The sequence below is a fragment of the Ferruginibacter sp. genome (genome assembly GCF_031391665.1).
Classification (GTDB): domain Bacteria; phylum Bacteroidota; class Bacteroidia; order Chitinophagales; family Chitinophagaceae; genus Ferruginibacter.
The window spans coordinates 1-12,451 of the sequence record NZ_JANMUN010000009.1 but is presented as its reverse complement, the minus strand read 5'-3'; the positions used below and the strand labels follow the sequence as shown (position 1 = coordinate 12,451).

Annotated in this window: 10 protein-coding genes; all 10 read right to left on the bottom strand. The window is 36.7% G+C overall.

Going from position 1 to position 12,451, the window contains the following annotated elements; all coding sequences use genetic code 11:
• Nucleotides 1-285 (bottom strand): hypothetical protein (locus ACY651_RS00640; RefSeq protein WP_462248650.1); only part of this gene is annotated, 285 nt, incomplete at its 3' end.
• A 250-nt stretch (nt 286-535) separates the two neighbouring features.
• A complete protein-coding gene (locus ACY651_RS00635) occupies nt 536-2,002 on the bottom strand; it encodes a hypothetical protein (RefSeq protein WP_462248648.1) in 1,467 nt (488 codons plus the stop codon).
• 366 nt (nt 2,003-2,368) lie between these two features.
• The gene (locus ACY651_RS00630) at nt 2,369-3,256 is read right to left on the bottom strand and encodes an SDR family oxidoreductase (RefSeq protein WP_462248646.1); all 888 of its coding nucleotides are present in this window, start codon (nt 3,254-3,256) and stop codon (nt 2,369-2,371) included.
• Nucleotides 3,257-3,439: 183 nt separating this feature from the next.
• The gene (locus ACY651_RS00625) at nt 3,440-4,753 is read right to left on the bottom strand and encodes a tail fiber domain-containing protein (protein ID WP_462248644.1); all 1,314 of its coding nucleotides are present in this window, start codon (nt 4,751-4,753) and stop codon (nt 3,440-3,442) included.
• A 103-nt stretch (nt 4,754-4,856) separates the two neighbouring features.
• Nucleotides 4,857-6,587, bottom strand: a complete 1,731-nt coding sequence (locus ACY651_RS00620; RefSeq protein WP_462248642.1) for a T9SS type A sorting domain-containing protein — start codon at nt 6,585-6,587, stop codon at nt 4,857-4,859.
• Nucleotides 6,588-6,621: 34 nt separating this feature from the next.
• Complete coding sequence (locus tag ACY651_RS00615; RefSeq protein ID WP_462248640.1) at nt 6,622-7,707, bottom strand: hypothetical protein; 1,086 nt, start codon at nt 7,705-7,707, stop codon at nt 6,622-6,624.
• A gap of 102 nt (nt 7,708-7,809) precedes the next feature.
• Nucleotides 7,810-8,430, bottom strand: coding sequence for a response regulator (locus ACY651_RS00610; RefSeq protein WP_462248638.1), 621 nt, complete (start codon nt 8,428-8,430; stop codon nt 7,810-7,812).
• Between the two features lie 25 nt (nt 8,431-8,455).
• A complete protein-coding gene (locus ACY651_RS00605; RefSeq protein WP_462248636.1) occupies nt 8,456-10,288 on the bottom strand; it encodes a tetratricopeptide repeat-containing sensor histidine kinase in 1,833 nt (610 codons plus the stop codon).
• 33 nt (nt 10,289-10,321) lie between these two features.
• Complete coding sequence (locus tag ACY651_RS00600; RefSeq protein ID WP_462248633.1) at nt 10,322-11,695, bottom strand: sensor histidine kinase; 1,374 nt, start codon at nt 11,693-11,695, stop codon at nt 10,322-10,324.
• 44 nt (nt 11,696-11,739) lie between these two features.
• Nucleotides 11,740-12,451 (bottom strand): RsmE family RNA methyltransferase (locus tag ACY651_RS00595; protein WP_462248631.1); only part of this gene is annotated, 712 nt, incomplete at its 5' end.

The following is a 12,451-nucleotide window of genomic DNA, read 5'->3' as shown; positions in this document are numbered from 1 at the left end:
GTCTCCAATGGCTATTGAATTCTGCATGGCCCCAGGCTTTTGAATTCCGGCCCGGTCGCCAATTAAATAGTTGCCTTTATTTATATCCCACTGGCCAAGGTATTGTCCATTTTGCTTAAAGCGCAAAGGCATATTATCTGTTGTACCAATAAAATTTACTCCTGTATCGGTACCTGCGTTTCCTTTTGTTTTCCAGCCGGCATTGGCTAAAGCTTCCAGCCAAAGCCAGTTGCTGCCATCGTAATAATGAAAGCCAATACTGTCGGGTGCGTTTTGATAAATCAATAAACCTGCGGCTGGTAAAGCAATCGCATTTTTTTTCTGTCTTGTTCATTCTGGGAATTAATAATCCTTTGGTAGTACTTTTCACTTCCAGCAAAGCACTGCCGTTCGCAACACTGCCATCGGTATTAATTGCAACAGATTGTGCATGCAACAAAGTATGAAGAAAAATAAATGCAAGAAAAAAAATTGATTGTTTCATTTTTTATTTATTTCTATAAGTGTAAATTTTAAAATTATTACCGGTATGATTTTATTGTATTACTGCAATAAAAAAATCCATTGCCGCCAGATCAATTGGTGCTGCTGTTGTATTTACAAATCTTACTTCAACTGTATTTGCTGCTGATACTCTTGCAGATGCTATTACCATTCCTGCATTTAGTGTACTCCCAGGCGAAACCATAGCCACTGCGCCAATAACTGCATTTGGAATATTAAATGTAAATGCAGCAGTTGTAACCGCAGCAACTGGCGGAACATTTGCATTTACAGTAACTTTAATTACATTAGTTAAAACGGTACCGGCAGTACCCAACTTAAAATCTCCATTCACATCAAGTTTTGCTTCAGGTGCACCGGTGCCAATACCCATATCGCCAACTTTTGTAATGGTTACACGGGTGCTGTTACCACCTGCTCTAAATAACAAAGCACTGTCAATGGAAAATATTATTGCACTGCGAATTGTGGTTGAAGCATTACCGGAGAGCAGCCCCGCCTCTCTGTTATTGGGATTAGAAAATTGCATATAAGCATGATCATTATCTTCCATAATGATACCGGCTTTGGCATTAAAACTTCCTCCTGATGCAGCATTATTAATTATATGAACAGGTGCAAAAGGGCTGGTGGTATTAACGCCTAAAGATCTGTTTGGCCCCATGGTAAATCCTCCCTTAATATCAACATCTCCGTTAGAACTTATGATACATTGTGTAACACCTGATTTGTTTTGAAAATCCCAGAAGGAACCGAAGTTACTTGTGTTTCTGAATTGCATACGTCGGTCGTCAAACTTAATGTAAGCCGTATCAATACTGTTAAATATTGAGTTTAATGCAATGTGCTGATCTAAAGAATTTTGATTAATAATTTGCAAAGCTGCCTGCGGATTCGTGGTACCAATACCTACACGTCCATTAGCAGCTACTGTAAAAGCATTTTTGCGGTTATTGTTAGCTGTTCCATTACCTACTGCAAACAGCGTTGGAGTATATACGCCTTGCGAAAAAAACATATCGCTTGTATCATTAAAAGCTCCCAATACCATTCCATCACTAAACCGTGAAAATGTATTATTACCAAATGCAGCAGACCGCTGCCCTTCTGCAACAGTATTAAAACCTGCTGCAAAAGAAAAACCTCCGCTGGCATTTGTTCTAAACCCCGATGCAAAAGAATTTTCACCTTTAGCTTTTGTATCGTAACCAGTGGCAAACGAATAAACACCGGTACTGTCTTTATCCCAGTTGGCACCATCAGCATAACCCGACCGGAAAGCGGCTTTATCGCTGTACCACATCATTCTGTTACCAATACCCGATAGCGGTGGATTGCCGGGTATTACCGGTAAGGTTGAAGCAGAAAATAAAACACTGCTGTCTTTTACATGCAGCATTGCCTGTGGTGCGGTGGTGTTAATACCTACCCTGCCTATTTGTGCAAAAGCCGTTACACTAAAAAAAACTACAGATATTGCAATGAATGATTTTTTCATACACAATGATTTAAGGCATAAAGTTTCCTTATAAATGAAAAAGCCCAATCCCTAATTGTAGTGATTTTGATTAATCAGCATCGCCCACATTCATTAAAAATGCGGCTGCTTATCCAAAACACCCACAATTGTATCCATCAGGTATTATTGCCACAGGCAGGATACCTGCATTTTTGTATAGCAATGGTTATTAAAAAAAAGATTTCATATTTTATTTTTTCTTTTGCTGCAATTGTTCAATTTCTTTTTTCAGCATTTCATTTTCACCCTTCAGTTCTTTTATTGCTTCTACCAGGGAAGGTGTCATTCCACTATAGTTCACACTCTTAATTCCTTTCTAACCACTGATAAAAAGAATTTATTTATTTAACTGTTTGCATAATCATTTACCGAGGTCAGTCGAATTTGAAAATCATTAAGGATGCCAGACATATCAATTTCACTCCCATTCACCACTCCCAATGTCAATGCAGAAAATGATTCGCTTAATGGGTCTTGTACTCCATTTCTTTGTGCTTTTAGTGCTTCTTCCGGCACAAAAAGAAGTTCAAACTTTTTGCCTTTTGCTTTCTCAAAAATAGTTACTACTTCAAGCGGACTTAAGGCCTCTGGTCCACCCAACTCAATTATTCGGTTCTTAGCCGCAGGATTGTCCAACGAGTCAACCGCAAATGATGCCACATCTCTTATCGCTATCCAGGATATTTTGTTTTTCCCTTCACCAAAAATGCTGGCTTTGCCATTGGGATAATCAAATCCCAATACAGGACTTAGCCATACTTCCATAAAATAGGTTGGTTGCAAAATGGTATAATTCAACCCACTTTCAGCAAGATGTTTTTCCACTTTTCGTTTAGCTGTTTGCAGAGGGCAATCACCCATAGCACAAAATGAAACATATATAAATTGACTTACGCCTCTACTTATAGCAGCTTCAATTAGATTATTTTGGCCTTCATCATCCACTGTTTGAATTGAATCACCTTCCTGCCTTGATAAAGTTGAGGAAACCGTTGAAATAATGGCTGAAACTCCATGCAAAGCATTTTCTAATGAGTCCTTCTGCCTCAAATCGCCTTCAATAGTTTCAACACCTAATTCTTTTAAATAAGCTACTTTATTTGAATCTGATGTGGTACGTACCAAACCTTTGACAGTTTTATTTTTCGCAATTAACTGACGGCAAATTTCACTGCCTAAATAGCCGGTAGCACCTGCAACAAGTACTGTTGAAGAATTGTTTGAATTGTTCATTTTGTTTGTTTTATTTATTGTTGATTATACCCTCTGATGTATCGGCTTATTGTTCGTATTGTTTGCTGCAGGCTTGCAGTTATCCGGATTCGCCTTTATAAATAGTCCAATAAAAAAAACAATAACTCTTTGGATCCCGGTTTTTACCGCAAACTTTTCAGCCTAATTAATTTTTACAAATGGTCATTTATTCTTTTTTTGTAATAGTTTAATTTGTGTTTTCAGGATTTCATTTTCACTTTTCAGTTCTTTCACAGCTTCTATCAGGTAAGGTATCATGCCACTATAGTTTACACTTTTAGTTCCTTCTATATCAGTTTTTACCAGTTCAGGCATCTGCTTTTCTATTTCCTGTGCCAGCACTCCTGTCTGTAAACTTCTATCGCTGTTTTTTTCTATCCAATTATATTGATATCCGTTTAGCAATAAAATTTTTTGTAAACTATTTCTTAAAAGATGAATATTTTTTTTAAGCCGGGCATCGCTGTTTTGTGAAAGTGTACCATCGATGCTTAAATTACCAGTGCTTGTTAATTGCATTCTTGTATTATTTGTATTATCCCTCCATTGAAAGGCAGCTCCTGCATCAAATGTTCTGAATTTCATACTACCATCATACAAAATAATTCCATAGCTGGCTGGCCCAGCCGTACTTTCTAACCTTATGTGCTGGTCAAATGTATTATCAACAGCTTTTATATGCAGGCCTGCAGCCGGTGCTTCTGTGTTAATGCCTGTCTTTGCATTTTTTAAAATCGTTAAAGCATTGTTTCTTGCATTATCAGCCGTTCCATTGCCGATAATGAAAACAGGGTCTGTTGCTATCCAGGTTGTAGGAGAACTGGTTGCAATAGAGTCATTGTATTGTCCAATACAAAGTGAAGCAAAGGCTCTGGCATAGGTACTAAAGTTCAATGCCATAGAATAATTGCCTGTTGCTTTTGTAAATGTTCCCATACTTGTAGATGAAACCCCGGATGAAATGGTAGAACTACCCATTGCCAAAGAACCATTCCCCGATGCATTTACCTGAAACCCTATTGCTGCAGAAAATCCATTCATTGCATTTGCAAAGGATCCAATTGCGACTGAAGAAAATCCATTGCCAGTCGAAAATTCTCCGATTGCAATAGAACTATTACCGGTTGCTGAAGTATTTCTTCCAAATGCTGTTGAATAAGTTCCCTTGGCTTTTGTACCATAACCTGCAGCAAATGAATAATTACCTGTACTGTCCTTATCCCATTCATTATCATCAGCTGTTCCCGCCCTGAATGCTGCTTTATCCGGATACCACATCATTCTTGTACCTGCACCACTAACAGGAGGATTACCAGGAGTTGCAGGTAAATTTAATGCACCTTGAAATAAAACACTGCTGTCTTTTACATGCAGCATTGCCTGTGGTGCGGTGGTATTAATACCAACCTTACCTACCTGTGCTTTTACAGTAATAAAAATAATCAGGAGAATAGCAAATGATAAAAATTTTTTCATGCTCATTGTTTAAAAAATTTCTTACGGCTAAATTTTAAAATAAAAGAAGCTGCCTTTTATAAAAACCAGACAGCCTCTTTGGGATGGGTTTAATGGTTATAAATTATTGCTTTAAAAATTTTCCTGTAAATGTTTCCAATCCATTATTTAATACAAGTACATAGTTACCTTTTGCCATTGGAGTAATATTAATTTCTATTAAATTACCTGCGGCAGTATTTGTTTTTTGGTAAACTAATTTACCCGAAGCATCATAAATGCTGCTCATCCATTTTAATGAGGAACCTGGTATTTGAATTTTTAATTTATCTACTACAGGATTCGGGTAGATGGTTATATTTAGTTTAGAGCTGAATAAAATTTTAAGGGTATTGGAGTATTCAAACTTAGCATCAATATCTACCTGCCTTAACCGATATAAATTAACGCCATCGGCAGGATTAGCATCTTCAAAGCTATATTGATTAATACCAGATCTGTTAAGCGCTGTCACCGTTCCAATCTTTTTAAAATCAATTCCGTTTACACTTCTTTCCACGTCAAAATGCGAAGTGTTTATTTCATTATCTGTTTTCCAGTTCAGTTTAACTTTATTATCACTTTTAAATGCATCAAAACTCAGTAAACGTAAGGGCACAACTCCTGATACAGTAAAATCGGCAAACTCAAACAAACCCCATTTACCTTCTGCATTTCTCACCCTTAATGCAATAGTATGTGTACCATTACTTGTACCTGCCGGTACATTAAGAGAAAAATTCTGATTAAAATTTGCAGCATTTGGAATAGTAAACGGTGATGCATTGCCCACGCCTGGGTCGGCATCAATAAAATATTCTGCCTGTACCATGTTAGATACATTGTTGGTTTGCGTGCTGATGTAGAAACCACGGCTTTCAAATAACCCCCATTTGCCTTCGGCATCTTTAGTTCGTATTGCCACAAAATGAAAGCCATTTGCAAGCGAAATAGTAGGTACTGTGGCAACAAAAACAGGATTAGGCCCTGCGGTAATTGGTGTAATAGCGGTGCCATTGCCTACACCGGGGTCGCTGTCTATAAAAAACTCAGCAGCATTTATATTAGTTACATTAGTTGTTGATGTACTGATATAAAATCCCCTTGCTTCAAACAAACCCCATTTACCACTGGCATCCCGTGTACGAATAGCCGCAAAATGAAAACCCGGTGTTAAAGATGTTGTGGGAACAGTGGCTACAAATGTTGGGTTAGGCCCAGGCGAAATTGTTATTGAAGTGCCGTTGCCCACACCCGGATCGCTATCCACAAAAAATTCAGCAGCGCTTATATCCGTAACATTGGCTGTTGATGAACTGATATAAAAGCCCCTTCCTTCAAACAAACTCCATTTATCATTTAAATCCTTTGTACGAATAGCTGCAAAATGAAAACCTGCTGATAAAGATGTAGTGGGATCAGTGGCTACAAAAGTGGGGTTAGGCCCCGCAGTAATTGCAACCGGTGTTGCATTACCCACACCCGGATCGGTATCAACAAAAAATTCAGCAGCAGTAATATTGGTTACGTTAATTGTTGCGGTGCTGATGTAAAAGCCACTTGCTTCAAATAAACTCCATTTGCCATTATCAGTTTTGGTACGTATTGCTGCAAAATGAAAACCATTTGCCAATAAGGTTGTAGGAATGTTTGCAGTAAAATTTACAGTGCTTCCGGGTGTTGTTACCGTAATGGGTGTTGCATTTCCTGCACCTGGATCAGTATCTACAAAAAACTCAGCGGCAGTAATATTATTTTGTGCCTGCAATACATTTGCAGTACAGTATAGTACGAGTAATAAAATTATCTTTTTCATGTTATCCTCCTTTTTGTTTTGTAAAGGGTTAACATTAATTACTGATTCTTGCATCTACATTAATGGTAACATTTGCACCTGCTGCTACAGTAGGTGTTATCACGTTCATGCTGAAAATGCGTGGCAGGCGGCTATTGCGGCTGTTGGTAAAATTTAAACTGCCTGTAACATCATAAAGCAAGCCCATGTCTTTTCCATCACTTGCGGTATTATTACCAGGGCCTGCAGGAATGGTATAATCGGCAATAGAGTTATTTGTACCTGCATTAACAGAAGCCTGTGCCACCATTTGCGGATCAAGATTATCTGCATTGCCTCCTCCATTAACATTTCCATTAAGTGTCCACGGTGCACCGGGATTAACAGAACCTGCAGGATAAAAAGTGATGTTGTTATTGAATACCGAATTGGAATTACTACTTGATGCATTTCTTCTTACAAAAACATTATTGGTTATAGTAAGAAATCTGCAGCTGTTGGTAAATGCATTTCTCACACCACTACCAGCGCCAAACCATAAATTATGATCGAACAATACATTGGTGGTATTGAAAAATCCCCCAATATTTGCATCCCTGCAGCAGGCGCTTTCATAAAAATAATTATTTTGAAAAAGAAAATTTTGATAGGTACTGTTAGTGGCTGCATCAGCAGAACTGTTGTCAAAAAGATTTCCTTCAAATAAATAACCGGAATAAGTAACGCCACCCTGGTTAATAGAAATAGAAAGTTGCGAAAAATTATTACGGATAAAACGAAGGTTATTAGGTGCTGCAGAATTTATACTAATTGTACTTGTAAAAGTAATCCCCTGGTATTCGGAATTTGCACATAAAGCACCAGTAATAGTACAACCGGGTATATTAGCTGTAAAACCTAAATTTTTATCTGGAGAAAAGCCAGGCCCAATAAAAGTTAATTGCTTGTTGGTTTGTGTAAATGCAAAATAGGCATTAGGGCTACCGTGTATATAAATGGTATCCCCAGTGGCTGCGGCAGTTACTGCTGTGTTGATGTTGTTGAATTGTGCCAGCGTAGCCGGATTGTTACTTACGGTATGTACAGTAGCAAATGCACCTGCGGTAATTGCTAAAAATAAAAAGGAGAATAACTGTTTCATGATTTTAATTTTTTTATGAACTGTAAAACTAAAATCATTAACAATGCCGGTCAATCGCTAATTGTAGTGAGTGGAAAAGTAAACCTAAAACTGCGGAAAAAATTACTGGAGATTTTTATAGTAATAGGCTATGGCTTCGCCAAGAGAAGCAACATGCAATTTTTCGTAAATATTTTTGGCATGGGTATTTACGGTATGAAAACTTAAGGCCAATTTATCTGCAATCATTTTATAACTCAGCCCTTCTGCCAATAACGTAAGCACCTGCGTTTCTCTTTCCGTTAAAGTGGTTTTTGTTTTTTTGGGTTGAAAAAACTCTAATACTTTTTGTGCAATGCCGGGGTTCATTACAGCACCACCTTCGTGCACTTCCTGTATGGCCTGTAATATCCGCTGTGGCGAATCTTTTTTTAAAATATAACCACTGGCACCGTTGCGTATACTGGTAAAAATTTTTTCACTGTCGTCAAACACGGTTTGCATTAATACTTTTATATGCGGAAATGATTGCCGGATCTGGCGTAACCCTTCCATACCATCTACATTGGGCATGTTAATATCCATCAGTACTACATCGGGTTCGTAACTTTTCATATCATTTGCCAGGTTGCTGCAATCAGCAGCGGCTCCAGTAAATAAAATTTCAGGTGTAAGTTCTACCAATGCTTTTAAACTATCCCTCCGGGATTCGTTGTCATCGTAAATAAAAACTTTAATCGGCATAATGTAAAATTAAGGGTAGATGCTACTAAGCGGTATCACTAATTATAGGGATGGGTAAAAGTGCCGATACCGTGGTGCCTTTGCCTGTACTACTGGTTATTTCAAAAATCCCCTGCAATTCTTCTGTTCTTTTTTGCATATTGCTCAACCCGTCGCCTTTTATTTTTTCTGCAGCCGCATCAAATCCTTTTCCATTATCTGCCACCTGCACACAAATATGTTCCTCTATTTTTTTAATGGATACCGCAACATCCGATGCATTGCTGTATTTGACGGTGTTATTTACTGCTTCTTTTATTATAAGCAGTATATTTTTTTTAGCAGTAATATTTTTTATTAATGCTTCTGCTCCATCATCAATATTTATTGCATAATTAATATTTGCAGCCGAAAGTACATCCGATACAAAATTTTTAATTTTTGCATTAAGTTGTATTTGCTGCTCATTACCGGGCTTCATCGACCAAACTATATCGCCGATATTTTCCATTAATATTTTTGATTGTACGGCTATCTTTTCCAGCATTTCTTTTGCTTTTGCAGGCTGGCTTTCCAGTAGCTGACTGGCTACTGTGCTGTACACCTGCAGGCTGCTCAGCGATGAGCCCACATCATCATGCAGATCCTGGCTTATTTTATTTTGTAATTGTACAATTTGTAATTTTTGCCTTGCTTTATACCTGTACAATAAAAAAGCACCCATACCCAATATTAAAAAAGCCAGTAAAAGATATACCCTTGTGTTACTAATTTCATTTTGCTGTTTTACCTGCTGCACTTCCAGGTTAAGCAAACGGGTTTCGTTGCTCAGCCCTGCATTTAAAACTACATTCATTTGCAGGTTATTATTTTTTATCCTTTTTTGCAGCAGTTCACCTTTTTTTTCAAGTGCCATTGTGAGCATACTAGCCAGGTTATATTTTTTATAAATAAAAATGGCATCATCTAAAAAATGATCCGCAAATAAATTATTTACTGATGGTTTATTTTTAATAAGGCTAAACCCTTGCTGCAACCATTGCATAGCCTGTTCTTTTTTTTGCAGCATATCTTCGGCCTTTGCCAATCCGCCATAATTTAAAAGCTCCACATCAAAATCACCGCTCTGCTGTGTGGCTAAAGATGACATCCGATAATTGTTTAATGATGAGTCTGCATTATTTAATTCTAAAAAAGCATTACCTAAATTGTTATAAGCAACAGCAACACCCCTCTTCCAGTCTATTTGCATTGCAAGCTGCAGCGATATTCGGCTTAAATAAACTGCACTGTCGTACATGCCCATTTTTTCATAAGCCTCTGCCATATTTCCATATAAATGATGCGGTTTGGTAAGGCTTAAATAATTGTTTGGATAAGGTGGTTGTTTGGTAAAGTTTATTCCTTTTTTAAAATAAGGAATTGCCCTGCGGTTACTATCAAGGTTGATGTAGAACAGCCCAATAAAATTGTACGCATCTGCCAATAATAAACTGTCGTGCAATGTTTTTGCAATAGCAAGCGAACGTTCCGATTCCTGCAAACCCAGCCGCTGCAACCCATTATAATAATACACTTCGGCCTGGCGGGTTGATAAAAAATAACTTGACAGTGATGGTTCTTTATAAGGTAAAACTGCTGAAATTTTATTTAACCATAATTGTGCAGAATCGTATTGATCTATCTCCATAAAATTATCTGCAATGGCAAAATATATTTTTATGTTTTTATCTTCCTGTTCAATATTTAAAATTTCTTTTTTTAAAGAATCAATTGTGTGAGAAATAGTTTGACTGCAAATTGTATTACTGCAAAAAAAAATAACTGCAGTAAAAAGCAAGCGGTAAAAAAAATATTTTACAGGTTTAAAATATATCATGTGTGAATTTAAAAAATAAGCTTTGTATAATAGCTATACAGTCATTAAAATTTTATGCAAGTTAAACTTTGCCGAAATAGTTGTGCCAATACCAGCAGTGCTTTCAATATTAAATTTACCTTCCAGTTCTTCTGTTCGCTGGCGCATGTTAACAAAACCATTGCCTTCTTTTATTTCTTTAAATCCAATACCGTCATCTTGAATAGATAATAAAAGCGATTCCTCATCTGCGGTAATTATTATGTTGCAGTTTGCCGCCTTACTGTATTTACAAACGTTATTCAAGGCTTCTTTAAATATCAGCCAGCAATTTTTTTGCGCTTTTATACTTAACCGTGGCAGTTGTTGTGGCAATGTAACAGCAAAGTGCGGTGCAATACTTGCCGATGAAAGTATTTGAATACCGGTATCCTGCATTCTTTTAAAAATAGATTCTGACTGACCGTAATTGGTTTGCAACGACCAGATAAGATCGGTAGTATTTTCCATCAGCATTGCAGTGTTATCTTTTATTTTATCAAGATATTCATTTGCTTTTGCTGTATCATTTTCAATATACGAGCTAACTACTTTGGAATAAATACTTATGCTGCTGAGGGTGCTGCCCATATCATCGTGCAAATCACGGGCAATACGCATTCTTTCTTCTTCCCTTGTTTCATACACAGCTTTCATTTTTTCTAACTCTTTCTGCTGCAGCTCTGCTTCCGATTTTAATAATTGTTTTAACGAACTTTCTTTTTGCTGGTATTCCTGCCGTATCAGATAACCCAGCGCTGCCGAAAAAAATATTACATCAATATAAAAAGAAACCAGCAGCCAGTGAAAAGGGCCCAGGCCAAAAAAATTTACTCTTATTATCATACTTACTGTAGATACCACACCAAAAAAAATCATGGAAACAGCTCCTGCAAAAAGATATTTATAATACAGGCTTTTTTTCTTTTGCCATAAGATAACGATAAATAAAAGCCCGAAGCTGAGCAGATAAATTCGTATCAGCATTTTAAATACCCCAATAATAAAAGGAAAATTGGTGAATACCATTAAAATGAAACAGTAACTTATTATTACAGGTATATTAATGCTGTAAAAATTCCAGGCATATTTATTATCCGATTGTTTTAAAAAAATTGCCTTACATAAAAAACGGATGTAAAACATAAAGCCAAACATTTGAAAAATTTCGTCCCATTGATATGGACTTTTATAAAAATCCAACCGGGTTAAATCAAAATAAAGATCAACACGAAATAAAAGATAAAAAAGTAACACCCATAAATACTGACTGTAATAATTAAGCAGGCTTTCTTTTCGGTGCAGGTATAAAATGGTATGATAAACCGCAGCTAAAAAAATACCGCCAATGCAGATAAATGAAAAAGTATGATTGTAGTAACTATACACACGGTTAAGATAAATATATTCTGCTGTATTTTAAAACACAACTTTTAATTGAAAAATTTTAAGATGGTTGCAGCAACAACGCCTGCTGTTTCTGTTCTTAACCTGGTTTCGCCTAATGCAACAGGTATAAATTTATTTTGCAAAGCCAGTTCAATTTCAGTTTTTGTAAAATCACCTTCGGGACCAATTAGGATTAGTTTATTGGTTGATTGGTTTATTAGTTTATTAGTTAGAGAAACTTTATTGTTTTCATCTTCGCAATGTGCAATAAATTTTTGCTGCATTTCCAACTCTTGGAGGGTTTTAAAACCCTCCAAGAGTTTTTTATAAGGTGCAGGCTTTTGCAACACCGGCAACCAGCACTGCTGGCTTTGCAGCATGGCACTTACTAAAATACTTTTTATCCGCTCCATTTTAAAATTTGTTTTTTCTGTGCGTTCGCAGATGAGCGGAATAATTTCTGTAACGCCGATCTCCGTTGCTTTTTCTAAAAACCATTCAAAGCGGGTGGTGTTTTTTATAAGCGAAATAGCGATTGTAATGTTGATAGTTGATAGTTGATGGTTGATAGTTTTTACAATTGTTACTGCACATTTTTTTCTGTTATCATCTGTAATTTCTGCAGTAAATAAATTTCCTTTGCCGTTAGTTAATTGTAACTGTTCACCATTTTGCATACGCAATACCTGCACTATATGTCTGCTGGTATCTTCATCCAGCACAACATTTGTCGTTGTTAAATCAATATCTTCTTTA